The sequence below is a fragment of the Hyphomicrobium sp. 2TAF46 genome (assembly GCF_052114865.1).
Lineage (GTDB): Bacteria > Pseudomonadota > Alphaproteobacteria > Rhizobiales > Hyphomicrobiaceae > Hyphomicrobium_B.
This window is the reverse complement of sequence record NZ_JBFRFO010000005.1, coordinates 123,510-145,694: the sequence shown is the minus strand read 5'-3', so window position 1 is coordinate 145,694 and position 22,185 is coordinate 123,510. Positions and strand designations below refer to the sequence as shown.

Below are 22,185 nucleotides of genomic sequence, written 5' to 3'. Positions count from 1 at the left end.
CCGCGCCGCATGAAATATCTCCGGGAAGTCGTCCGCTACGGCTACGCCCCCTTTATGATGTTCGGGTTGACCTTCGCCGCCTATTGGGTCGTGAGCGAATTGGTCGTCGCCCAAGGAAATCACTGGGCATACCTCTGGCTGCTCCCGTTGCTGGCTATGGCCTATGCAACTTCGTTCGCGGCCGAGAAGATTGCGCCCTTCTTTGATGAGTGGAACGACCACAACGCGCATGGCGACATGGGCGCGAATACCGCGCACATCGCGGCCTACGAATTGTCGGCGATGAATGGCGTCTTCTTGATCCCGGTCATCTGCTGGCTGTTCCCGTTCCAGGGCATTTGGCCGACGCATTGGCCGATGTGGACGCAGGTGCTGATCGCGTTCGTCGTTGCCGACTTCGCCTTCATGATGATGCACTACCTCAGCCACCGTTATGCGCCGCTATGGAGGCTGCATGCCGTCCATCACGGTGTCGGTCGGCTTTACGGCTACAATGGCGTCATTCGCCACCCCATCCATCAGGTTATCGATATGGTGGTCGGCAACATGCCGCTCGTGATCATTGGCATGCCCGTGCCGGTCGCGGTGGTGCTAGGCTTCGTGATCTCGGTGACGCTGATCGTGCAGCATTCGAATGTCGATGCGCGGCTTGGACCGCTGCAGAAACATCTATCGATCGGCCGCCTGCATCACATGCATCACGTCAATTGGGGTACCGAAGGCGACTGCAATTTCGGCCTGCTGCTGACGATCTGGGACAGGATGCTCGGTACGTTCAGCGACAAGCCGAAGCGCGAGATCACGTCCAAGGATATGGGCGTCGACGAGCTGCCGAATTTCCCGAAGGGCTATGTCGAGCAGCTGCTGCTGCCGTTCTATTACGAGCCCGGCAAGGGTGAGCCCGAGCGCTACAAGAAGCTCGCCGCCAAGACGCCGGCGCAGGAAGCGCGCGAGCAGATCATTCACGCGGCGGAGTAGGCTTTCAGTCCGGCTCCGATTGGGTCCAACACCCTCAACAACGAAATACCCTCAGCGCGGCCATGACCTACTGTCGGTAAAGTGTCGACTGGTACGGCCTATGAGGCCGCCCATAACAAGCTTCGATGCCTCGATCCTCGTCGCAAGGAACTACGACTAATGGTCCGCGAAGGAGACGTCGATCAGGATGCCTGGTCCTGCTGGCATCCTCAAGACCTCGCACAACGATTGCGTGGCATCTCTGCACCGTGGTGCGTTGTCGGCGGGTGGGCTCTTGATCTCTGGCATGGCCGTCAGACCCGCGAGCATGACGACCTCGAGTTTACGATCCTGCCTGGCGATCTTCCTCACTTTCGGCGAGCATTAAATGGTCTTGAGCTTTTCTCAGCATCCGACGGCATCATCGAGCGGTTCCCCGACGACGCCGATCTTTCGCCGACCGTATGGCAGCTTTGGTGCTGGGATCGCGACGAACAATGCTGGCGTGCCGACATGATGATCGAACGCGGAACATCTGCGACATGGGTTTATAAGCGAGACCCGGCGATTACATGCCCTCGAACCGAGATTACGCGAACAACCGAAACGTCCATCCCCTATCTTAGCCCGGTGGCAGTCCTCCTATTCAAAGCAAAGTACCGCCGGCAAAAGGACGACTTCGATTTCGACGCCGCGTTGCAGAAACTGACAGCGGCTGAACGCATTCAACTGAGATCGTGGCTTGAGCGTCAGCATCCCGGCCACGCCTGGATTGGCGTTCTCTAAAGGCTGACGAGAAGCAATATTATTCCAACAAAAAAGGCCGCTCGATTGGGCGGCCTTTTTCACGTGAATCACTTGTAGATACTTTACGTGTTCATCGACTGGAAGAACTCGCCGTTGGTCTTGGTCGAGCGCAGCTTGTCGATGAGGAACTCGATGCCGTCCATGGTGCCCATCGGGTTGAGGATGCGGCGGAGGACGTAGACCTTCTTGAGCTGGTCCTTCGGAACCAGCAGATCTTCCTTACGCGTGCCCGAGCGCGAGACGTCGATCGCCGGGAAGACGCGCTTGTCGGAGACCTTGCGGTCGAGAATAATTTCCGAGTTGCCTGTACCCTTGAACTCTTCGAAAATCACTTCGTCCATGCGCGAGCCGGTATCGATGAGGGCCGTCGCGATGATGGTCAGCGAGCCGCCTTCTTCAATGTTGCGGGCCGCACCGAAGAAGCGCTTCGGGCGCTGCAGGGCGTTCGAGTCGACGCCGCCGGTCAGAACCTTGCCGGAAGACGGAACGACAGTGTTGTAGGCACGACCTAGACGCGTGATCGAGTCGAGCAGGATGACGACATCGCGCTTATGCTCAACAAGACGCTTAGCTTTCTCGATGACCATCTCCGACACCTGAACGTGCCGTGACGGCGGCTCGTCGAACGTCGAGGAGATGACCTCGCCTTTGACGTTGCGCTGCATGTCGGTGACTTCTTCCGGCCGCTCGTCGATCAGCAGGACGATCAGATAGCATTCCGGATGATTGGCGGTGATCGAGTGGGCAATGTTCTGGAGAAGAACCGTCTTACCGGTGCGCGGCGGGGCGACGATCAGGGCGCGCTGGCCTTTGCCGAGCGGCGAGACGATGTCGATCACGCGGGACGACAGGTCCTTGATGGTCGGGTCTTCGATCTCGAGTTTCAGCCACTGCGTCGGATATAGCGGCGTCAGGTTGTCGAAGTGGCTCTTGTGCTTGGCCTTCTCGGGGTCTTCGAAGTTGATGTTCGAGACCTTGAGGAGGGCGAAGTAGCGTTCGCCATCTTTCGGCGAGCGGATCTGGCCTTCAACGGTATCGCCGGTACGGAGGGCAAAGCGGCGGATCTGCGAGGGCGAGACATAGATGTCATCGGGGCCGGGCAGATAGTTGGCGTCTGGCGACCTTAAAAAGCCGAAGCCGTCCTGCAGGACTTCAACGACACCGGTCGCGGTAATTTCGGTTTCTTGGGTCGCGAGCTGCTTCAGCGTTGCGAACATCAATTCCTGCTTACGCAGGGTCGAGGCGTTCTCGACACCGGCCTCTTCGGCAAAGGTGACGAGCTCGGCGGGGGATTTCCGCTTCAAATCCTCGAGCTTCATTTGCTTCATTGAAAAAGAACTCCACGGAGCGCCGCATCTGAGCGGCATCGGGTGGTGAGGTGGGATGAATGAGCCTGGCATGACGGCGACAAGGCGGGCGCCTCGTCATGAACCGGCGGGCGTTGACGCATCAAAACGTCGAAACGTGCCGTCTGCCAAAATCCTATGAGGACTGTTTTTCCATAGCAGATCGGCGCGGATCTGGAAAGTCTCAAAATGGCTTTACAATCACAAGGATGACAATGCCGATCATCAGCACTGCCGGGACCTCATTGATAATCCGCCAGTGCCGCGCGGGTTTCGTGTTGCGGTCTTCACGAAAGGCCCGGGCCGATGCCGAAAGGTAGCCATGCAACCCGGAAAGCAGGAGGACGAGCGTAATTTTGGCGTGAAACCAAGGCGCGGACCAGTAGTGGGCGCTGGTCGCGAGCCATAGGCCCAGGGCCCAGGCGATGATCATCGAGGGCGTCGCGATGATGTTCAAAAGCCGGGCTTCCATCAGCTTGAAGGTTTCAGCCTGGGCGGAGCCGACCGGCGCTTCGGCGTGATAGACGAATAGCCGCGGCAAATAGAGCATGGTGGCCATCCAGGCGATGACCGCGATGACGTGGAAGGCTTTGAGCCAGAGATAGGCGTCGCCAGGAACGATGAAGACGAACGCCGCAGCCAGGACAACCGTTACCGCCAGCGCGAGCGCGGCGCGGCGGCCGGGGGAGGCGGCAAGAGACGAGGCAGAAGGCGCGTCTGACATTTTCTAGTTTCCCGTTTCGCGGATCCTATGGACAAGCCGGGCAACGTTCTCGGGCGGTGTTTCGGGCACGATGCCATGGCCGAGATTGAATACGAACGGCAAGCCCGCCATCGCCTGGCAGATTGCGCTGGCGCGGGCATCGAGCGCCTCACCGCCGGTGACAAGGAGGAGTGGGTCGAGATTGCCCTGCACGACTTTGCCGGTTTTCGCGATCGCCTGCATGACGCTCAACGGGCAGGATGTATCGCAGCTCACGCCATCGACGTTTGTGCCATCGATGTATTTCTGCAGAAGGGCGGCGGCGCCGCGCGGAAAGCCTATGATGGGGACTTGCGGATGGCGGCGGCGGATTTCGGCGACGATGCGGGCTGTCGGCGCGATCACCCAGCGCTCGAATTCGTCTTCGGCGAGGCTACCCGCCCAGCTGTCGAAAATCTGCAGTGCGTTGGCGCCGGCGTCCACCTGACCCGAGAGATAGACGATCGAGGCTTCGGTCAGCAGGCCGATGAGTTCGGAAAAACCTTGGCGGTCTCGGTAAGCCCAGCTGCGCGCTGCGGCCTGATCGCTCGATCCGCGGCCTTCGGCCATGTACGTCGCAACGGTCCAAGGTGCCCCACAAAATCCAATCAAAGCCGTCTCGCGCGGCAGCTCTTTGCTGAGCAGCGCGACCGTTTCGCAAACTTTTGCGAACTTGTAGTGGGTGTTCGATAGGTCGAGTCGGCGGAGGTCGGCAACCGTTTTTACGGGATCGAGACGGGGGCCTTCGCCTTCGGCGAAGCGGACGCTTTGGCCGAGCGCGTCGGGAACGACGAGGATGTCGGAAAACAGGATCGCGGCGTCGAAGCCGTAGCGCCGGATCGGCTGCAGCGTCACTTCGGCGGCGAGCTTCGGCGCGTAGCAGAGGTCGAGGAAGCTGCCGGCATCTGACCGGACCTTGCGGTATTCCGGCAGGTAGCGGCCGGCTTGGCGCATGAGCCAAACGGGAGGGGGCTGAACCGCATTGCCCGAAAACGGTGTCAGGAAGTGCTTCGTGGGCAGCTTGGCGTTCAGGTCACGCAACGGAGTTCTTTCCTTCACTTCAAATCAGATAGATTTTCTTGAAGTTTATTTTTTTGACTCTTAGGGCAGCGAGGAGTGGGGATCGCTTGATCGTCCACAGTCCGTCCACAAGGTCTTAGTCAGTCTGGCCGTGTAGCACGACCGATAGTGTCTGTTGAGCCTTGCGCGCAATAGGGGGCCAAGTCGTCCATTAATCAATGGCTTGCGAATGATCTGCACCGACAACCGGGAGGAACGCCTTGTTGAAAACCGCCGGACAGAGGCTGGAGGGCACGGTTGTTCCTTGGGACGGCCGTGTGTCGAACAACATCTTTCCCTTTTGCCCGGATGTGGGTATCGCCGTGGGTGAGCCGATAGTTGTTCTCTCAACCCGAATGAGGTCCACCGGGTTCGGGGATAAGGCTAGGGTTTTGAACAGGCTGCCGCCCGTCAGTCGCAAGAGATCGATGTCATGACGCTGCCAAGCCTGTTCCAGATGCACCTCGTCTCAGATTCGACCGGTGAGACGTTGGTGGCGATCGCGAAAGCGGCGACGGTGCAATATCAGAATATCCGCGCGATTGAGCATATGCATCCGCTGGTGCGGACGCAGCGTCAGCTGAAGCGTGTGCTGGCCGACATCGAGGCGGAACCGGGCATCGTCCTTTATACGATCGTCAACCAGCAGCTTGCGGACGAGCTCGAGCAACATTGCCAGCGGCTCAAGATTCCCTGCCTCGCGGTGTTGCGTCCCATCATGCAGGTGTTCGAGAGCTATCTCGGCGCGCCGCAAACACCGACGGTTGCGGGCCAGCACGTGCTCGACGCCGATTACTTCCGGCGCATCGATGCCATGAATTTCACGATGGCGCATGACGACGGCCGGTTGCCGGACAATCTCAGCGACGCCGATATCGTGCTGCTCGGAATCTCGCGCACTTCGAAAACGCCGACATCGCTCTATCTCGCCCAGCGCGGGTACAAGACGACCAATCTGCCGCTCGTGCCGCAGGTGCCGCTGCCGGAACAATTGTTTCGGCAGCACTCCGCATTTGTCGTGTGTTTGATTGCAAATGTCGATCGAATCGCGGACGTGCGGCGCAATCGCGCGATCCTGATGGCCGATCGGGATCTCGAAACCTATGTTGATCGTGATACGATATCGGCGGAAATCGCCTACACGCGAAAGATCGCAGCCCAAAACGGTTGGCCGATCATCGATGTGACGCGGCGATCCATCGAAGAATCTGCCACGATGATCTTGAAGCTGCTGCAGGACCGCAAGGCGGGGTCAAAACCGGAGACGGACCCAGCCAATGTCTGAAGCAAGCCGGTTGATACTCGCCTCGGGCAGTGTGGCGCGTCGTGAGTTGCTCAAAGCCGCGGGCCTCGTATTCGACGTCATTCCCGCAGAAATTGACGAAATCGCCATACGCGATGCCATTCTCGAACAGACATCCGGCGCGGAAGCTGGAGATGTCGCGAGCGTGCTGGCTTCGGAAAAGGCGCGCGTTGTTTCTGTCGCGCATCCCGACGCTCTCGTCATCGGCGCCGATCAGGTGCTGGCGCTGGGTGGTAAGATCTTCGCAAAAGCAGCGAGTCTCGCTGAAGCCCACGAACATCTCGCCATGCTGCGCGGGCGGACTCACGATCTCGTTTCCGCGGTGGCGCTGGCGCAGGGCGGAAACGTCCGTTGGCAGACGACTTCTACGGCCGGGATGACGATGCGCGATTATTCCGACGAATTCATCGGTGCCTATCTCGAACGGACTGGAGATCGCATCCTCGGAAGCGTCGGATGCTATGAACTCGAGGCTCTCGGCGTGCAGCTCTTCGAGCGCATCGAGGGGGACTATTTCACGATTCTCGGCATTCCGCTGCTGCCACTTCTGGCGCGGCTCCGTGTAGAACAGATGATCACAGCATGAAGCGTGCCTGTGTCATCGGCTGGCCGATCGCGCATTCGCGCTCGCCGCTCATCCATCAATTCTGGCTGCGCACGTATGGGATAGAGGGATCTTATACGAAAGAGGCGGTTCGGCCGGAGGACTTAAAAGCGTTCATCGGATCGTTGAAGGAGCGCGGATTCGCAGGCTGCAATGTCACCGTGCCTCATAAGGAAGCGGTGTTTTCGCTCGCGGAGATCAAGTCATCTTCGGCAGTGGCGGTCGGGGCTGCGAACACGCTCTGGCTCGAGGGCGATGCGCTCGCCTGCGCCAATACCGATTCCTACGGCTTCATGGCCAATCTCGATCAGTCGGCGCCGCATTGGCGGGCGTCGCGGGGACCGATCATGATCCTCGGCGCCGGCGGATCGGCGCGGGCTGTGATCCATGGATTTTTGGAAGCCGGCCGCGAGGACATCCGCGTCTTCAACCGGTCGATCGAGCGGGCTGAGGCGACTGCGCGTCATTTCGGCGCGCGAGTGACGGCCTGGGCTTGGGATATCCGTAATGATCACACTGCGGATGTTTCGGTGGTCGTCAATACAACGACGCTCGGAATGAACGGGGTGGGCGATCCGGAAATAGATTTTTCGAGGGCGGGCAGAGACGTGGTTGTCGCAGACATCGTTTACGTCCCGTTGGAAACTCCGTTGTTAAGCTCGGCGCGCCGATATGGGCTCACCGGCGTAGACGGTCTCGGAATGTTGCTGCACCAGGCGGTGCCGGGCTTCGAGAAGTGGTTTGGGGTTCGGCCCGAAGTCACGCGCGAACTCTACAATTTGATTGCAGAGAATATTCGAGAGGCATGATGCTTGTCGTTGGTTTGACCGGGTCGATCGGTATGGGAAAATCGACCGCGGCGGCGCGGTTCCGTGCGCGCGGTATCTCCGTCTTCGATGCGGACGCGGAAGTTCACCGGCTTTATTCAGGGCCGCTGAACGAGGAGATCGAACGGGCGTTTCCGGGTTCGATCACGGATCAAGCGGTCGATCGCAGCAAGCTCGCAGAGCAACTCATTGCCGATCCCAAGCGCTTCAAGGATCTCGAAGCCATCGTGCATCCTCACGTTCATGAGGCGGAGCGCCGCTTCCTGCAAGAGGAGAAGACGCACGGTGCCGCGATGGCGGTTCTTGAAATTCCGCTCTTCTTCGAGGGCGGTCGCGACGAGCATGTCGATGCCATCGTCGTCGTTACGGCCTCGCCCGAGCTGCAGCGCGAGCGGGTGCTGGCGCGCGCGGGGATGACGGACGCCAGGTTCGAGGCCGTGGTTGCGCGGCAGCTTCCGGAGGACGAAAAACAATCGCGCGCCGATTTCGTTGTGGACACCAACGGATCGGTCGAAAACTGTAACAGCCAAATCGACCGCGTTATCACTAAGCTCCTGCCACTCAGCGCCACGGCTTACGATAAGTTCTGGCGCTAAACTTTTTATCTGTCGCGTTTTCTTCACGCGAACCGGTATCCACTTCGCTTGAAAACGCTTTGGCCGGCGGGGGACTGATCTCAATGCGTGAAATCGTACTCGATACCGAAACGACGGGTCTCGATCCGAAGAAGGGTCATCGCCTGATCGAAATCGGTGGCATCGAAATGATCAACCGCATTCCGACGGGTAAAGAGTTCCACCGTTTCATCAATCCGCAACGCGACGTTCCTCGCGAAGCGCAAGAAATTCACGGGATCTCGACAGAGTTCCTTTTCGACAAGCCGCTGTTTCGCGATGTGGTGCGGGAATTTCTGACGTTCGTCGGCGAAGATGTGCTGGTCATTCACAATGCCCAGTTCGACATCATGTTTTTGAATTTCGAGTTGGGTCTCGTCGGCGAGAAGGCACTCAGCTTCGATCGCGTGGTCGATACGCTCGCTATTGCGCGGCGCCGGCATCCGGCTGGCCCCAACACGCTCGATGCGCTTTGCAAGCGCTATTCGATCGACAATTCCCAGCGCACGAAGCACGGCGCGCTTGTCGACAGTTTGCTTCTCGCCGAAGTTTATGTCGAGCTGCTCGGCGAGCGGCAAGCAACGTTTGGTCTGCAGTCGTCGAGCGCCAATGCGTCGACCGGCCAGCGTGGCGGCGCGCGGCGCGGTGCTGCGATGGTTCGGCCCGCGGCGCTATCGGCGCGGATCGGCGAAGCGGATATCGCCGCTCACCGCTCGTTCGTCGAAAAAATGAAGACGTCAGCGCTGTGGCTGAATTTTTGGGGCAATACGCCGGCAAGCTGAATAGCGCCGGCGTAATGAATTCCACCGAGAAGAATTCTCGCTCAGGCGAGGGCTTTGCCCGATCCCTGGCTTTGCTGCTGCTGGCGGCGAACGTAAAGCGCACCGAAATCGATCGGATCGAGGAAGAGCGGCGGGAACCCGCCTTCGCGCGTGATGTCGGCGACGAGGCGGCGAAGGAACGGGAAGATCATCGCCGGGCCGGAAATCAGCAGGAATGGCTCCAACGCGCCTTCCGGCATTTTTTCGACCTTCAACAGGCCAGCGTAGACCGTTTCGAGCACATAGATCGTGCCGAGGTTGTTCGTGGCGGTTGCCTTGAACTCGATAGCGGACTCGTAAAGGTCGTTGTCGAGCTTCTGAGCGCCGACGTTGACCTCGACCTTGAGGGTCGGCTGATCGCCGGCACCCGTGATCAGCTTATGGACGTTCGGATTCTCGAACGACAGGTCCTTGATGTACTGGTTGACGATCTTGGCTTGAATGGGGTTCTGGCCGAGCTGTGCTTCCGTTGCGGCAGCGCCGTTTCCATTCTTTCCCTGGTCGGCCATCGTGCCCTCTTCAAGCTGTGCATTTGGTTGAGAAATCCGAGCGCGGTCGCTAGCACGGCGTACTCGCACGCGCAATGGAGAGACGCGGCTCGTTGGCGTTCAACTTGACGTCAGGAGCGATAACGTCTCGGCTGCATCGCTTTGGCCTGATGCAAGGGCTTTTCGCTGACGCGTTCGTATTCGCCTTCGATCACAATACCCTCGCCGTCGGTCGGGGTTTCCCCGGAGGTTGCGCGAAAGGTCTCGCGGCTCACCTCGGCCTGATAGTGAAACAGCGTGACGAGTTTCAAAAGTCCGGTTCGAATGACGAGGTGGCGGATTTGGGGAACGAGCAGGAACAGGCCGAGCATGTCCGAGATCACACCGGGAAAAATAAGCAGCAGGCCGGCGAGAACCTGCAAAAACCCATCGAAGAGCGGCGGGAAGCCTTCGCGTTCCGTTCCCAGCCGCGATAGCGCGCGCTCGAAAACGGAGAGGCCGACCCGGCGGATGACATAGGTTCCGAGGACGGCGGTGCCGATGACGATCACAGCGAGCCACCAGATGCCGATCACCTGCCCCAGGCGGATCAGCAACCCGATTTCCAGCAGCGGCAGTGCCGCGAACGCCAGGATCACGGCGATTTTGAAGGGTTGAGACATAAGGGCTCGCAAAACTATTGCGGCACCTTAGCGCGGATGGTCGCTGGCGGCCAACGACCATCGGGAAGCAGCCCCTGGCGATCAACGATATTCACATTGTCCGCCCCAAAAATTTGCCAATTTGGCCAGCGGCGACAGGCGGCAGACGCGAAAGGCTTTAGGTGTTATAGAGGTTTCATCTTCAAATAGCCCGTCCGCGCCCTTAGATAGGTGCTACGGTGGCGGGCAATCACGCACAAGCCTTACTGGCATTCTGTTCCACCCGGAGGCGCTGACCTTAAGAATGAACGGTCAATTCGATCTTATTACCTTGATTGCCATCATCGTGGCGGTTGCGGCGATCATCAAGCTCCGGAGCGTACTTGGTCATCGTACCGACGACGACGAACAGCGTGTCGAGCGTCTGAAAACGCGTGAGCGGGAAGCGGGACAGCGTCCTGCCGCGGAAACGGCTTCGGCCGACGTCATCACGATGCCGCGGCGTGACCGGGAACAACTGGCGCCCGCGCCTGCGCCCGAAACCGCACCGGCGAACGTCGAGGCGCGGATCCGGGCCTATCCCGTTTCAGATCCGTCCGTCACCACAGGTTTTCTCGACATCGCGAATGTCGATCCGAGTTTCGATCCCGACGCCTTCCTGGCTGGCGCCGGCCGGGCTTACGAGATGATTGTTTCCGCGTTTGCGGACGGCAACCGCAAGGCGTTGAAGGATCTCTTGAGCCGAGAGGTTTACGACGGATTCACCGCCGCTATTGCGGAGCGCGAAGCCCGCGGAGAGACGATTGAACAGCAGTTCGTCGGCATCCGGAAAGCCGATATCGTAGAAGCCGAGCTCAAGAATGGCGTCGCGTCGGTGACGGTGCGCTTCCTCAGCGAACTCATCTCGGCAACCCGCGACAAGACGGGTGAGGTTATCGCAGGCGACGCGCAGAAGATAAAAGACGTGACGGATATCTGGACGTTCAGCCGCGATATCTCGAGCGCCAAGGCGCGCAGCAATCTGAACTGGCGATTGGTTGCAACTCAGGCCCCAAATTAACAAAAGATTAAAAGTGGTGATGTGACCGTGGAGCTGCGAATGCCGCAACACACGGATGAGCGCAATGCGTGGGCCAAGTGTCGTACGGGCTCTTGGCCCAACTTCTGTGAAAACGGGCCCATTCGAAGCACTGGTATTCTGTCTCGCAGCGATGCAGATTAGCGGTGCTCCTGCATTCGCCGTTACGTCGTCCAACAGTTCTCAGAGCAAAGCTTCGCCTGCGATGACACCGAGCTCGATTTCCTTCGAGCCAATTTCGTTCGACGATCTTCCCGGTTGGCGGGATGACAATCATCTTGCGGCCTGGAATGCATTTCTTGTTTCGTGCGGGCCGGTGTTGAAGGCCGGGCCCAAGGATGCGAAGCCCGGCAGCGCAGGTTCGCCGCAAGAGCTTCTCGATATTTGCGCGCGGGCGATGGCGATTGCAAAGTCAAAGACTCCGCAAACGATCGAGGGTGCGCGGACGTTTTTCGAGGCGCATTTTCGGCCCAACCGCGTAACCGGAAGCGATCAGCCAGGATTGCTGACCGGATATTACGAGCCGGTGATCAAGGGATCGCGAACGCCAGACGAGGTCTTCAAAGTGCCGATCTACCGGCGGCCGCCGGACCTCGTGAATATGGTTCCGGAAAGCGAGCGTGGTGCCAAGTCGGCTGCCCTTACGCACAAGCGCAAAACCAGCCGCGGTCTCGAGCCCTATTTCACGCGCTCCGAGATCGAGGAGGGCGGACTTGCCGGCCTCGGCCTTGAACTTCTTTATCTCAAGGATGCGGTCGATGCCTTCTTCATGCAAGTGCAGGGATCGGGCCGCATCGAACTTCCGAACGGCGACAAAGTCCGGATTACGTATGACGGAAAAAACGGCTATCCCTATACGTCAATCGGACGCGTTCTGATCGATGACGGCCATCTGACGGCGGACGAAATGTCGTTGAAGACTTTGAAGAAGTGGCTAAAGGCCGACAAAGCCCGGGCGATACCGGTGATGCGGAAAAATCATTCCTATGTCTTCTTCAAAGAGTTGACGGGCGAACAGGCAAAAGCTCCGATCGGCGTCAACAACATACCGCTGCAGCCTCTCAGAAGCCTCGCCGTCGATACGTCCTACTATGCGATCGGCACGCCGATCTATGTCGATGCTCCGCAACTGAATCACGCGACCCCGTCGGGGCAATTTCACCAGCTGATGATCGCGCATGACGTCGGCTCGGCGATCAAGGGATCGGAGCGCGGCGACATATACTTTGGCTCCGGTGACAAGGCGGGGCGGCTTGCCGGAATTACGAAGCAACCGGGCCATCTTTACGCGCTGCTGCCTATCGATCGTTCTCACGCGCATAAAACCGTGAGCGGGGGACCGTGAAGAAGCAACACGGCCATAGCGGCGGCAAAGGGCGCCGCCCAAGCGAAGACAGCGATCCCGATCAAGACATCTGGCGGCATACCGCGGCGACAATCGAACCCTTGAAACGCGGCAAGCCTCGTTTCCATCCGGCGAGCGATGCGGTCAAGGCAGGTGTTCCGAGGCCGAAGCCTGGCCCTGAATCGGAGAGGCCGCCCGTCAAGGCTCGTGCCGCGCATCCTCAGCCTCCTGGCGTTTCGCCAGCGAAGCCTGTGGCCGCGAAAACACCGGAGCTTCAGCTTTTCGATCGCAACAGCGTCAGGAAATTGCGCGGCGGCCGCGCCGATATCGAGGCCCGCGTCGATCTGCACGGCATGCGCCAGGACGAGGCCCACGCGGAGCTTCGCCGTTTTCTGTTCAGCTGCCAAAGACGAGGGTTGCGGTTCGTCCTCGTCATCACCGGCAAGGGGAAGACGAACGGCGGACATTCGGAAGAGGTTTACAGCGAGCGGGAGCGCGGTGTTCTCAAGCGCAACGTTCCACGCTGGCTCGACGAACCCGAATTGCGGGCCATCGTCGTCAGCTTCACGGCCGCCGCCATTCAGCACGGCGGCGAAGGCGCCATCTACGTGCATCTTCGCTCGAAGAACCGACTCTAGTTCGTCAAAAGCAGGTTTCCTGCAACTTCTGCAGTGCCTGTCCGATGCCGTTCAGCGAATAGGTGTCGACGACGTTGACGCCGCGATCGGAGGCGATCGCAATCGACAGCGAATTACCTTTCCGCATGGCTTCGACGAGTTTCAGCTCTTGCGTTGAATCGGTGACGTAAGCGCGGTCACTGGCGCCGAAAAGCTTGAAGTCGGAGGGGCTCACCGTTGCGCTGCCTTGCGTATTCTTTTTGACGCGGAAGCCCATGAGAAAGCTGACTTCGGCGCGAATGCCATCCTTGGGCCACGCAGAAATATAAGCGCGCGGCGCTTCGCGGGGCGCGTCCGAGGGCTCGCTCGTTTTCGGCTGACTCGTTACGAAGCAGAACAGGTGCGGGTCGTTGGCGTCGGTAAAAAGTGACCAGTCGCCGTAGGTATTCGCCTGCGTCATCGACTCGGCTGCGAGCGCTGGGCCCCACCCGGCGAGGACGAGAAAGAAAGCCCCAAACAAAATGCTCCGCACATTCTGCTTCGCCATCAAGGTCCCCCCTCGCCGATCGGGCGATCGGCGAACCGTGCCAGGCTCTTGATGCGATCGTACATCACGATTGCGCCGGCCATCGCAACATTGACGCAAAAGGACGTCGGGATCTTGACGACGTAGTCACAGCGCTCGATCAGCGGCTCGGAGAGAGATCCAAGCTCGGGTCCGAGCACATAGGCCGCCCGCAACGGATGGCGAAAGCTCGGCAAGTCGATCGCGTCGTCCAGCAGCTCGATGCCGACCAGCTTGCAACCACCGGGCAACGCCATATCGTCAAGGGTAGACCAATTGTAGTGGGGCAAGTGCAGCTGACTTTTCGAGGTATCGGCGTGCGCCTCGATGGCCTTATAGCTGGCGCCGACGGTGAACGTGAAGCTGGCGCCGAAGGCGTGCGCCGAACGCATCAGGTTCCCGAGGTTGAGCGACTTGGACATCCGCTCTGCGCCGATAGCGAAATAGCCCTTCGGGTGCGGCGGCCATGTGGTCGCTTTTCTTGACATTGGGTTCTGCTCGTGTGTGTCAGAGGGTTATGCAGCGAGTGGGACGTCACACATGAAGGCAGCTCTTTGCAAGAGCCTTGACGGAGCAAAAAGTCTCGTCGTCGAAACGGTACAGGAGCCGTCGGCCGGGCCGGGGCAGGTGCTTGTCCGGGTGGCGGCCGTTGGGCTCAATTTTGCCGATACGCTGATCACGCGCGGCAAATACCAGTTCAAGCCGGAATTGCCCTTTTCGCCGGGGGCGGAGATTGCGGGCGTCGTCGAAAGCGTGGGCGCCGGTGTGGTCGATATCACGCTGGGCGACGCCGTCATGGCCTATGTGAACTGGGGCGGCGCGGCCGAAAAGATTGTTCTCGACGCCGAGAAGCTGATCCCCATTCCCGGCGACGTGCCGTTGACGATTGCGGCAGGGCTTTCCGTGACCTACGGCACGGCCATGCATGGGCTTGCCGATCGCGGGCGCCTGAAACCCGGCGAGACGGTCGTGGTCACGGGTGCCGCGGGTGGCGCTGGGCAAGCGGCCGTCGAGATCGCGAAACTGATGGGCGCCCGTGTTATCGCCGTCGTGTCCTCGGACGAGAAGGGCGCGGTGGCCAAAGCGGCAGGCGCCGATGATGTGATTTTGTTCCCTGGTTCCGATCTCAAGGCCGAAGTTCGGGCATTGACCAACGGCGACGGCGCCGACGTTGTTTACGACTGCATCGGCGGAGAGGCGTCGGAGCCTCTGGTGCGGGCCTTGAATTGGCAGGGACGCTTTCTGGTGGTCGGATTTGCGGCGGGCGAAATTCCGAAAATTCCGCTCAATCTGCTTTTGCTCAGGGGCGCCGAGATGGTGGGCGTTTTCTGGGGCGAAGCCGTGAGGCGGGATCCCGCCGCGCATCGCCGCAATATGCTCCAGGTTGTGAACTGGGTTCGCGAAGGAAGTCTCAAGCCTCGCACCCACGGGATCTATCCGCTCGAGCGCATCCGCGAAGCCTTGGAAGTGCTGGAGCGGCGTGAAGCGACCGGTAAGGTCGTATTGACGATAGGTTCATAAGCCGCGCCTGTGTCGGCCGTTCAGTTCTGCAATCGCGAAGATTTTTTCGGCCGGCGCGGGCATGGTGCGACGATATTTTGCCCACGGGGGTGAGCGGGGCGCTGCATATTGAGTGCTCGCGATGCTTATTTTCCCGTTCGTGCGGCGAGGCATTTCGATCATCGCCGTTCTCTGCTGCGTCGATGGCGGCGCTTCGGCGCAAACGGTCGCCCATCGTGCGGTGGTGGACCGGTATCGCGGTCAAACGACGGTGCCGGTCGATGCATCCGAGTTGAACAAAGCTCCATATACGACGATGTGCGTCCGAAGCTGCGACGGCTTTTACTTTCCGCTGCACCAGAACGAGCGTCCCTTGAACTTTTTCCGGGATGCGCGTGCGTGTGCATCTGCGTGTGGGCCGGAAGCGCGGCTTTTCTATTTTCCGTCCCTTGCAGGCAATCCCCGGACGATGATCGATCTCGCCGGGCAGAGGTATGCCGACGAGCCGCACGCCTTCGAATTCAGGCGCGCGCTGGTGCAGGGATGTGCTTGCAAACCGGACCCTTGGTCGCGCGAGGCGGCGGCGCGGCACCAGAAATATTCCGTCGAGGCGGCTCAGCGAGCGCGTCTCGAAACGGCGAGGGCAGCGAAAGCGCGCGGGGCGATTTCCGCCACCAAGTTAAGGAACTATTTTGCTTCCGAAGCACGATCGCAGAAGGCCGTTCGCTAGGACGTTGTCACCAACTCGCTTCGTTGTCGTCAGCGAGAAATCCGAGCCCGCGCATCGGAAAGCGATCTTCGATGCCATAAGGTCCGCCGCCGACGCTGGGGCGCGACGACATCAACAGCGTACGCGTGACGAAGAACGGTTCGGATCGATAGCCGCTGTACCGCGAAAGGAAGTCAGCGACGACCCCGGCATTCGAGTGCTTCAACCTCGCGAGCGTGACGTGCGGCTTGAATGCGCGCGTATCGGGCGGCAAACCGGCATTTCGCGCGGCTTTCTCGTGGGCGCGTGCCAGTTCGTCGAGTTTCGGGGATGGCACGACGGCGGCGTAGATGGAACGGGGATCATCGCCGCCGAAAGCGCCGAGCCCCGAAAGGCGGAGCTCAAATCCATCGGGTTCGATATTGGCGAGATTGGCGACGAGTTCGCGCGCTTCGGCGTTGCCGATGTCGCCCATGAACCTCAGCGTGATGTGATAGCTCTCGGGCAACATCCAGCGCGCACCGGGCAGGGGAATGCGGAGCTGGTAAAGCTCCTCGCGAATATCGTCGGGCAGCTCGATGGCGGTGAACAGGCGGGGCATCGGAGTGTCCTTGCACGCAGTCGGGGTCGAAGGCCTAGAGCGCTTCCTGATAGAATCAGGATTACTTTCCCAACGCTTCCTTATGCTCAACGTTTTGCACGAGCGTTTCGACGACGGGGAGAATGCGTTTGACGATCTCAGCCACTCCGGCTGCCGTCGGATGCAGTCCATCAGGCTGAGTGAACGAGCGATCGAGCGCTACGCCGTCCAGGAAAAACGGGTAGAGGGGAACACCGTATTTGGAGGCAAGATCCGGATAGATCGCATCGAAGTCCTTGGCATAGTCCGCCCCCCAGTTGCTGGGCGCCTTCATGCCGGTGAAGAGCACGGGAAGTCCCTTTGCCTTCAAAGCGGCCAGCATGCTGTCGAGATTGGCGCGCGGTATTTTCGGGTCGATGCCGCGAAGCGCGTCGTTGGCCCCAAGCTCCATGATCACGGCGTCGGGCTTCGGGTCGAGTGCCCAATCGAGCCGCGCCAGGCCGTCGGATGTTGTATCGCCAGAAACACCGGCATTGAGGACGGTGACCTTGTGTCCCTTCGCTGCAAGCGCCATCTGAAGCTGAGCGGGGAACGATTCATTGGTTTTGAGGCCATAACCGGCGGTAAGACTATCCCCGAAAGCTACAATGGTTGTTGGTCGCGTTTGACCTGTAGCCGGGACTGTGATGCCGGGAGAAGCCATGCAGGTAAAAATCACTGTGAGGCAGAGTGCCGCTTTTGCAATCAGACTGGGCGCAGTCAGACCGGGAGTGAGGGAAAATTTCAAATTCATTTTTCGGCCCCACACATCTCACATTTCATAAGTTGACGTAGAGGCTTCGTGCGAACGGTACAAGCCCGCCACGACAATGCAAGGCATCCTAGCTTGAGCGAACCCATCATCAAACTCGACAATGTGCATCTCTCTCTGACGAGCCGCGCAGGCTCAGTCCATATTCTGCGCGGGGTGTCGCTTGCCATTCCGCGAGGACAGTCGGCTGCAATCGTCGGACCGTCGGGATCCGGCAAGACGTCGCTGCTCATGACAATGGCGGGCCTGGAGCGCGCGACGAGCGGTGAAATCATAGTCTCGGGGCGGAACATCGGGCCTCTGTCGGAGGACGAGCTTGCGATACTGCGTGGCGCAGAGATGGGCATTGTGTTCCAATCATTCCACCTTGTCCCGACGATGACAGCGATCGAGAACGTCGCCTTACCAATGGAACTTGCGGGCGATATCAAGGCATTCGATACGGCGCGCGGTCTTCTGGCCGAGGTCGGGTTGTCGGCGCGCGTCGATCACTTTCCTGCTGAACTCTCGGGCGGCGAGCAGCAGCGCGTTGCCATCGCGCGGGCGCTCAGCCGTTCGCCGGAAATCATCTTCGCCGATGAGCCGACCGGAAATCTTGACGGCCGTACGGGCCGGCAGATCATCGATCTCCTGTTCGGGCTTCGCGAACGGCGCAAGGCGACGCTCGTGATCGTTACGCACGACAATAAGCTTGCGGCGATGGCCGATCGCGTCATCCGCATGGCGGATGGGTCCGTCGTTTCCGACGAGAGTACGAATACGGCGATGCATGCGGTGTCGTCGTGACGGTCGCGGCAGTGGAAGGCGCGGTACTGCAGCGACGCGCCGGATTGCGGACGATCCTGCGTCTCGGAATGCGCGAGCTGCGCAACGGTTTCGACGGCTTTCGGATCTTCATCGCGTGCCTGGCGCTGGGCGTCATGGTGATTGCGGCGGTCGGTGCGCTTGCGGATGCGTTGCGCGCCGGTCTGGTAACGCAGGGCGAGGTGATCCTCGGCGGCGACGTGATGTTTGCGCGCGCGCACGTCCGCGCAACTCCTGCAGAGCGCGAGGTGTTCGATAGTCTCGGCCGGGTGAGCGAAACCGCCACTATGCGGACGATGGCGCGCCGCATCGACGGATCTGATCAGGCGCTGGCCGAGCTCAAAGGTGTCGACGGCGCCTATCCGCTTGCGGGCGATGTCACGCTCAAGAGCAGCGGGTCATTCGCGCATGCGATTGCCGGTGATGGAGCCGTAGCCGACGCGATGCTGCTCGAGCGGCTCGGTCTCAAGATCGGCGATAAGATGCGCATCGGTGAGGCCGAAGTGACGGTCGGCGGCATTCTCGATTCCGAACCCGATGCGGTTGCGGACCGGATGACGTATGGGCCGCGGATCTTCGTTTCTCTTGCAACGCTCGAGAAAACAGGTCTCGTCAAGCCGGGGACGCTGATCCGCTGGCGCTATGCGATCGAGCTTCCCGAGACGGTGGCAGCCGACAAGCAAGCGCTCGCCGATTTGCGGACGAAGGTGACGCAAAAGCTTGATGATGGCGGTTTTTCGAGCGGCGACCGTTTCGATCCGTCGCCGCAAATCACCCGGGTTCTCGAACGTCTGCGGCAGTTCCTGATCCTGATCGGGCTCGCGTCGCTTCTCGTCGGCGGCGTCGGGATCGCAAATGCGGTTTCGACATTTGTCGACAAGCGCATGAAGGTGATCGCGACGCTCCGGAGCGTCGGCGCGTCCGGCGCGCAGATCATGGGGATTTTCCTCGTTCAGCTTGGGCTGATGACCGCGATCGGCATCGCCATCGGCTTGGCGCTCGGCGTTGCCGTTCCATCGCTCATCGATGCGCTCTACGGCGATCTCTTGCCTGTCCGCATCAACATTCAGGTGTCCCCGCAGAGCTTGGGGATTGCCGCTCTCTACGGCACGCTCATCGCGCTGCTGTTCGCACTTTGGCCGCTCGGGCGCGCCGAGAACGTCAATGCAAGCGTGCTCTTTCGCGATTCCGTCAATTCGCCCGGCGGCAGGCCACGTCCGGGGCTCATCGCGATCATCGGCGTGTTAGCCGCGCTTCTCGTCGGCGTTGCCGTCGCGACGTCTGATCCGCGTTCGATTGCGCTCTACGTGATCGCAGGTCTAGTCGTGATGCTTGCCGTCTTCGGGTGGCTCGGCGGTTATCTCTCGCGCCTCGCCGGAAAGCTGCCGCGGTCCCGGCGGCCAGAACTGGCCCTCGCCTTGAGAAACATCGCGTCGCCCGATGGCCTGACACGGTCGGTGCTTCTGTCGCTGGGCACGGGACTGTCGCTGCTGGTTGCCGTGGGGCTTGCCAATGCGGCACTCGTCGCGGATCTCCAGGAGCGGCTGCCGGCGGAGGCCCCTTCCTACTTCCTGCTCGACATTCCCCCCGCGGACTTCGATGGGCTGAAGGATCGCGTTTCGCGGCACATTCCCGGCGCGACGCTCGTCGAGGCGCCGATGCTCAGGGGCCGGATTGTCGCGCTCAAGGGCAAGCCGGTGGAAGAGCTGACGTTCCCGGCGGACACGCAGTGGGTTTTGAACAGTGATCGGGGTCTCAGCTACTCGGAAACCGTGCCGGAAGGTTCGAGCGTTTCGGGCGGGACCTGGTGGGACAAGGACTACAGTGGTCCGCCGCTCGTTTCGTTCGAGGGCGAGATTGCGAAAAAGCTCGGGATCGGTCTGGGCGACAGCGTTACCGTCAACGTGCTCGGTCGCAACATCGAGGCGAAGGTTGCGAGCACCCGCGACGTCAAATGGGAAAGCATCGCGCTGAACTTCATCATGGTGTTTTCGCCGAATACGCTTCGGGCGGCTCCGCATAACTTGCTGGCGACCGTGCGATTGCCGCCGGGTGGTACGCCGGGCGCGGAATCCGACATGGTGCGCGATCTCGGACGGGCCTATCCGGGGGTCAGCGCGATCCGGGTCCGCGATGCGATTGATCAGTTCAGCAAGATCTTTGCGAAGGTGATGGTCGCGGTGCAGGTGGCAGGGAGTGTCACGCTAACCGCGGGTGCGCTGGTGCTGGCCGGGGCTTTGGTGACGGCGCAGCGCCGCCGCGTTCTCGAAGCCGTCATCCTGAAGACCATTGGGGCCCGGCGGCGGCAGATTCTCGAAGTTCATGCCTGGGAATACGCGTTGCTCGCGCTGATTGCGGCGCTGGTTGCTATTCTGCTCGGGAGTGCGGTCGCCTGGGTGGCGGTCACCCGGGTCATGGAGGTCGAATATGTCTTCTCGCTGAGTTCGGTCGGGTTTAGCCTTGGAATCGCAGCGGCAATGATCGCCGTGTTCGGAGGTTTCGGCACATGGGCCATTCTGCGGGCTCCGCCAGCGCCTTATCTCCGATCAGAATAAAAGAATAAGTCTTTTGTTTACGGGGTCTTGAAAGACTTACACCCGAATAACATATGGATACGCGGGACCGGCGTTGACCGGACAACACGAGGAAACGACGACAATGGCTGAAGTTTTTACGCGCCCTAATAGCCCGTACGGCGGCGCACGGACGGCTGGCGCGATCGACCAGGGATTGCGCTCGTTCATGCTCGGTACCTACAACTATATGGCGCTCGGCGTAGCCGGGACCGCGGTTGTAGTCATGCTTCTGATGGCAAATCCGCATGTTATGGCGGCTATTGCTCTCGGCCCGATGAAGTGGGTCGTATTTGCGGCTGTCCTCGGCCTTGGCTGGTTCGCACCCCGGCTTTTCTTTGGCGGCAGTGAAGTTCTCGCGCAGGGCGCTTACTGGCTTTATTGCGCGCTCTGGGGCGCGTTGATCGCTCCGATGGTTTCGCTTTACGTCGGCATGGGCATGGCTGGCCTCGTCGGTCAGGCATTCTTCATCGCCGCCGCGACGTTCGGCGTGACGAGCCTCATCGGCTACACGACGAAAAAGGACATGACCGGCTGGAGCGGCTTCCTGTCGATGGCATCGATCGGCCTGATCATCGTCATGCTGGGCAGCTATTTCTTCATCAACGATCCCGGCACCAGCAAGATGATGAGCATGGGCATCTCGGCCGTCGTCGTGCTGCTCTTCTCGGTCATCACCGCCTTCGAAACGCAGGCGATCAAATCGATGTATATCGAGCAGGCGTCTTACGGTAATGAAGCCCAGCTGAAGCGTTCGTCGATTTTCGGCGCCTTCATGCTCTACGGCTCGTTCGTCACGCTGTTCATTCACATCCTGAACCTTTTGGGAATGGCGAACCGCTCCTAATTCCTAAATTGAGAATTGAGAAAGGCCCCGGTTTCCGGGGCCTTTTTTGTTGGGTTCGACGGGTGCGTGATTTAGATTCCGATCACGCCGGGGCGGTCTTCGAGCACGCTCAGAACGCGCTTCAGATCCTGGCCGCGCTTCATGATCAGGCCGCCAGCCGCGATGACGCTGTAAGCACCCTGCTTGCGCGCCAACCGCAAATCCTTCTCGATGCGGTAGAGCGGATATTCGCTGGATTTCCGATAGACGGAGAAGACCGCCTTGTCGCGCAGAAGGTCGATGGCGTAATCGCGCCAAGCGCCGGACGCGACCTTGCGGCCATAGAGATCCAGGATCGCGGTCAGCTCATATCGATCAAAAGTGGTGTGCCGACTTGGCTCCGTGGCGTTGTCGGAGGCCCCGGGCATGCCCGCCGGACGCGGGCGAAAAACTATCGGGTCGGTTGTTTCGCTCAAATGGTCCGTCCATCGCTAGACCATGAAAGATCGCGCCAACTCTCACGGAATGCAAGAGCGTATGGTTGATTATCTTATGACTGAAGGTTCAT

The 22,185-nt window shown here is 60.1% G+C and carries 25 protein-coding genes; 15 read left to right on the top strand and 10 right to left on the bottom strand.

All coding sequences use genetic code 11. The annotated features are described in order from the left end of the window. Nucleotides 1-9: 9 nt before the first annotated feature. Entirely contained in the window at nt 10-978 is a 969-nt protein-coding gene (locus tag AB4Z24_RS12105; protein WP_441708418.1) for a sterol desaturase family protein, read from the top strand. A gap of 159 nt (nt 979-1,137) precedes the next feature. Next, a complete protein-coding gene (locus AB4Z24_RS12100) occupies nt 1,138-1,743 on the top strand; it encodes a nucleotidyltransferase domain-containing protein (RefSeq protein ID WP_441708417.1) in 606 nt (201 codons plus the stop codon). An 83-nt stretch (nt 1,744-1,826) separates the two neighbouring features. On the opposite strand, the gene rho is transcribed toward AB4Z24_RS12100, so the two are convergent. The 3 genes from rho to hemE all read right to left on the bottom strand — a co-directional run bounded on the left by rho (nt 1,827) and on the right by hemE (nt 4,872). Beyond that, entirely contained in the window at nt 1,827-3,092 is a 1,266-nt protein-coding gene (gene rho / locus AB4Z24_RS12095) for a transcription termination factor Rho (protein WP_045834775.1), read from the bottom strand. 202 nt (nt 3,093-3,294) lie between these two features. Next, nucleotides 3,295-3,834, bottom strand: coding sequence for a protoporphyrinogen oxidase HemJ (gene hemJ, locus AB4Z24_RS12090; protein WP_441708416.1), 540 nt, complete (start codon nt 3,832-3,834; stop codon nt 3,295-3,297). Between the two features lie 3 nt (nt 3,835-3,837). Further along, nucleotides 3,838-4,872: a uroporphyrinogen decarboxylase gene (hemE, locus tag AB4Z24_RS12085; protein WP_441708797.1), complete on the bottom strand. Its 1,035-nt coding sequence runs from the start codon at nt 4,870-4,872 to the stop codon at nt 3,838-3,840. A 472-nt stretch (nt 4,873-5,344) separates the two neighbouring features. Here hemE and AB4Z24_RS12080 point away from each other — a divergent pair, with 472 nt between their 5' ends. The 5 genes from AB4Z24_RS12080 to dnaQ all read left to right on the top strand — a co-directional run bounded on the left by AB4Z24_RS12080 (nt 5,345) and on the right by dnaQ (nt 9,041). Next, nucleotides 5,345-6,196, top strand: a complete 852-nt coding sequence (locus tag AB4Z24_RS12080; RefSeq protein WP_441708415.1) for a pyruvate, water dikinase regulatory protein — start codon at nt 5,345-5,347, stop codon at nt 6,194-6,196. Further along, complete coding sequence (locus tag AB4Z24_RS12075; protein WP_441708414.1) at nt 6,189-6,800, top strand: Maf family protein; 612 nt, start codon at nt 6,189-6,191, stop codon at nt 6,798-6,800. The genes AB4Z24_RS12080 and AB4Z24_RS12075 overlap by 8 nt, the downstream gene beginning before the upstream one ends. Next, complete coding sequence (locus AB4Z24_RS12070; protein WP_441708413.1) at nt 6,797-7,627, top strand: shikimate dehydrogenase; 831 nt, start codon at nt 6,797-6,799, stop codon at nt 7,625-7,627. The genes AB4Z24_RS12075 and AB4Z24_RS12070 overlap by 4 nt, the downstream gene beginning before the upstream one ends. Beyond that, a complete protein-coding gene (gene coaE, locus AB4Z24_RS12065) occupies nt 7,624-8,241 on the top strand; it encodes a dephospho-CoA kinase (protein WP_441708412.1) in 618 nt (205 codons plus the stop codon). Before AB4Z24_RS12070 ends, coaE begins: the two co-directional genes overlap by 4 nt. 83 nt (nt 8,242-8,324) lie before the next feature. Then, complete coding sequence (gene dnaQ, locus AB4Z24_RS12060; protein ID WP_441708411.1) at nt 8,325-9,041, top strand: DNA polymerase III subunit epsilon; 717 nt, start codon at nt 8,325-8,327, stop codon at nt 9,039-9,041. A 41-nt stretch (nt 9,042-9,082) separates the two neighbouring features. Here the strand turns inward: dnaQ and secB are convergent, their stop codons facing one another. Both secB and AB4Z24_RS12050 read right to left on the bottom strand, forming a co-directional pair. Beyond that, entirely contained in the window at nt 9,083-9,589 is a 507-nt protein-coding gene (gene secB, locus AB4Z24_RS12055; RefSeq protein ID WP_441708410.1) for a protein-export chaperone SecB, read from the bottom strand. A 110-nt stretch (nt 9,590-9,699) separates the two neighbouring features. Next, entirely contained in the window at nt 9,700-10,230 is a 531-nt protein-coding gene (locus AB4Z24_RS12050; protein WP_441708409.1) for an FxsA family protein, read from the bottom strand. A 283-nt stretch (nt 10,231-10,513) separates the two neighbouring features. Here AB4Z24_RS12050 and AB4Z24_RS12045 point away from each other — a divergent pair, with 283 nt between their 5' ends. From AB4Z24_RS12045 to AB4Z24_RS12035, 3 genes are all read left to right on the top strand, one after another. Then, nucleotides 10,514-11,269 (top strand): Tim44/TimA family putative adaptor protein, encoded by a 756-nt coding sequence (locus tag AB4Z24_RS12045; RefSeq protein ID WP_441708408.1) that lies wholly within the window; start codon nt 10,514-10,516, stop codon nt 11,267-11,269. Between the two features lie 223 nt (nt 11,270-11,492). Beyond that, nucleotides 11,493-12,632 carry a murein transglycosylase A gene (mltA, locus tag AB4Z24_RS12040; RefSeq protein WP_441708407.1) on the top strand — a complete coding sequence of 380 codons (1,140 nt, stop codon included), beginning with the start codon at nt 11,493-11,495 and terminating at the stop codon, nt 12,630-12,632. Then, the gene (locus tag AB4Z24_RS12035) at nt 12,629-13,270 is read left to right on the top strand and encodes a Smr/MutS family protein (RefSeq protein WP_441708406.1); all 642 of its coding nucleotides are present in this window, start codon (nt 12,629-12,631) and stop codon (nt 13,268-13,270) included. The genes mltA and AB4Z24_RS12035 overlap by 4 nt, the downstream gene beginning before the upstream one ends. Nucleotides 13,271-13,274: 4 nt before the next feature. On the opposite strand, the gene AB4Z24_RS12030 is transcribed toward AB4Z24_RS12035, so the two are convergent. Beyond that, nucleotides 13,275-13,796: a hypothetical protein gene (locus AB4Z24_RS12030; protein ID WP_441708405.1), complete on the bottom strand. Its 522-nt coding sequence runs from the start codon at nt 13,794-13,796 to the stop codon at nt 13,275-13,277. Continuing rightward, nucleotides 13,796-14,302, bottom strand: coding sequence for an RNA methyltransferase (locus AB4Z24_RS12025; RefSeq protein WP_441708404.1), 507 nt, complete (start codon nt 14,300-14,302; stop codon nt 13,796-13,798). Before AB4Z24_RS12025 ends, AB4Z24_RS12030 begins: the two co-directional genes overlap by 1 nt. 52 nt (nt 14,303-14,354) lie before the next feature. On the opposite strand from AB4Z24_RS12025, the gene AB4Z24_RS12020 reads away from it, so the two are divergent. Further along, the gene (locus AB4Z24_RS12020) at nt 14,355-15,335 is read left to right on the top strand and encodes an NADPH:quinone oxidoreductase family protein (RefSeq protein ID WP_441708403.1); all 981 of its coding nucleotides are present in this window, start codon (nt 14,355-14,357) and stop codon (nt 15,333-15,335) included. A gap of 121 nt (nt 15,336-15,456) precedes the next feature. Next, nucleotides 15,457-16,044 (top strand): DUF2865 domain-containing protein, encoded by a 588-nt coding sequence (locus tag AB4Z24_RS12015; RefSeq protein ID WP_441708402.1) that lies wholly within the window; start codon nt 15,457-15,459, stop codon nt 16,042-16,044. A gap of 7 nt (nt 16,045-16,051) precedes the next feature. Here the strand turns inward: AB4Z24_RS12015 and thpR are convergent, their stop codons facing one another. Both thpR and AB4Z24_RS12005 read right to left on the bottom strand, forming a co-directional pair. Beyond that, on the bottom strand, nt 16,052-16,624 hold the full coding sequence (thpR, locus tag AB4Z24_RS12010) for an RNA 2',3'-cyclic phosphodiesterase (protein ID WP_441708401.1): 573 nt from the start codon (nt 16,622-16,624) through the stop codon (nt 16,052-16,054). Between the two features lie 61 nt (nt 16,625-16,685). Beyond that, nucleotides 16,686-17,396, bottom strand: coding sequence for an arylesterase (locus AB4Z24_RS12005; protein ID WP_441708400.1), 711 nt, complete (start codon nt 17,394-17,396; stop codon nt 16,686-16,688). Nucleotides 17,397-17,489: 93 nt separating this feature from the next. Here AB4Z24_RS12005 and AB4Z24_RS12000 point away from each other — a divergent pair, with 93 nt between their 5' ends. The 3 genes from AB4Z24_RS12000 (at nt 17,490) to AB4Z24_RS11990 (ending at nt 21,638) form a co-directional block, all read left to right on the top strand. Further along, nucleotides 17,490-18,200 carry an ABC transporter ATP-binding protein gene (locus tag AB4Z24_RS12000; RefSeq protein WP_441708399.1) on the top strand — a complete coding sequence of 237 codons (711 nt, stop codon included), beginning with the start codon at nt 17,490-17,492 and terminating at the stop codon, nt 18,198-18,200. Beyond that, nucleotides 18,197-20,773, top strand: a complete 2,577-nt coding sequence (locus AB4Z24_RS11995; RefSeq protein ID WP_441708398.1) for an ABC transporter permease — start codon at nt 18,197-18,199, stop codon at nt 20,771-20,773. The genes AB4Z24_RS12000 and AB4Z24_RS11995 overlap by 4 nt, the downstream gene beginning before the upstream one ends. 103 nt (nt 20,774-20,876) lie before the next feature. Further along, nucleotides 20,877-21,638 (top strand): Bax inhibitor-1/YccA family protein, encoded by a 762-nt coding sequence (locus AB4Z24_RS11990; RefSeq protein ID WP_441708397.1) that lies wholly within the window; start codon nt 20,877-20,879, stop codon nt 21,636-21,638. Nucleotides 21,639-21,709: 71 nt separating this feature from the next. Here AB4Z24_RS11990 and AB4Z24_RS11985 read toward each other — a convergent pair whose 3' ends face one another. Beyond that, a complete protein-coding gene (locus tag AB4Z24_RS11985; RefSeq protein WP_441708396.1) occupies nt 21,710-22,045 on the bottom strand; it encodes a DUF2794 domain-containing protein in 336 nt (111 codons plus the stop codon). Nucleotides 22,046-22,185: the final 140 nt, after the last annotated feature.

Bases quoted from the DNA above. Each gene is read 5' to 3' on its own strand.
- AB4Z24_RS12105 (WP_441708418.1), top strand. From the start codon at position 10: ATGAAATATCTCCGGGAAGTCGTCCGCTACGGCTACGCCCCCTTTATG.
- AB4Z24_RS12100 (WP_441708417.1), top strand. From the start codon at position 1,138: ATGGTCCGCGAAGGAGACGTCGATCAGGATGCCTGGTCCTGCTGGCAT.
- rho (WP_045834775.1), bottom strand. From the start codon at position 3,092: ATGAAGCAAATGAAGCTCGAGGATTTGAAGCGGAAATCCCCCGCCGAG.
- hemJ (WP_441708416.1), bottom strand. From the start codon at position 3,834: ATGTCAGACGCGCCTTCTGCCTCGTCTCTTGCCGCCTCCCCCGGCCGC.
- AB4Z24_RS12080 (WP_441708415.1), top strand. From the start codon at position 5,345: ATGACGCTGCCAAGCCTGTTCCAGATGCACCTCGTCTCAGATTCGACC.
- AB4Z24_RS12075 (WP_441708414.1), top strand. From the start codon at position 6,189: ATGTCTGAAGCAAGCCGGTTGATACTCGCCTCGGGCAGTGTGGCGCGT.
- AB4Z24_RS12070 (WP_441708413.1), top strand. From the start codon at position 6,797: ATGAAGCGTGCCTGTGTCATCGGCTGGCCGATCGCGCATTCGCGCTCG.
- coaE (WP_441708412.1), top strand. From the start codon at position 7,624: ATGATGCTTGTCGTTGGTTTGACCGGGTCGATCGGTATGGGAAAATCG.
- dnaQ (WP_441708411.1), top strand. From the start codon at position 8,325: ATGCGTGAAATCGTACTCGATACCGAAACGACGGGTCTCGATCCGAAG.
- secB (WP_441708410.1), bottom strand. From the start codon at position 9,589: ATGGCCGACCAGGGAAAGAATGGAAACGGCGCTGCCGCAACGGAAGCA.
- AB4Z24_RS12050 (WP_441708409.1), bottom strand. From the start codon at position 10,230: ATGTCTCAACCCTTCAAAATCGCCGTGATCCTGGCGTTCGCGGCACTG.
- AB4Z24_RS12045 (WP_441708408.1), top strand. From the start codon at position 10,514: ATGAACGGTCAATTCGATCTTATTACCTTGATTGCCATCATCGTGGCG.
- mltA (WP_441708407.1), top strand. From the start codon at position 11,493: ATGACACCGAGCTCGATTTCCTTCGAGCCAATTTCGTTCGACGATCTT.
- AB4Z24_RS12030 (WP_441708405.1), bottom strand. From the start codon at position 13,796: ATGGCGAAGCAGAATGTGCGGAGCATTTTGTTTGGGGCTTTCTTTCTC.
- AB4Z24_RS12025 (WP_441708404.1), bottom strand. From the start codon at position 14,302: ATGTCAAGAAAAGCGACCACATGGCCGCCGCACCCGAAGGGCTATTTC.
- AB4Z24_RS12020 (WP_441708403.1), top strand. From the start codon at position 14,355: ATGAAGGCAGCTCTTTGCAAGAGCCTTGACGGAGCAAAAAGTCTCGTC.
- AB4Z24_RS12015 (WP_441708402.1), top strand. From the start codon at position 15,457: ATGCTTATTTTCCCGTTCGTGCGGCGAGGCATTTCGATCATCGCCGTT.
- thpR (WP_441708401.1), bottom strand. From the start codon at position 16,624: ATGCCCCGCCTGTTCACCGCCATCGAGCTGCCCGACGATATTCGCGAG.
- AB4Z24_RS12005 (WP_441708400.1), bottom strand. From the start codon at position 17,396: ATGAATTTGAAATTTTCCCTCACTCCCGGTCTGACTGCGCCCAGTCTG.
- AB4Z24_RS11990 (WP_441708397.1), top strand. From the start codon at position 20,877: ATGGCTGAAGTTTTTACGCGCCCTAATAGCCCGTACGGCGGCGCACGG.
- AB4Z24_RS11985 (WP_441708396.1), bottom strand. From the start codon at position 22,045: ATGCCCGGGGCCTCCGACAACGCCACGGAGCCAAGTCGGCACACCACT.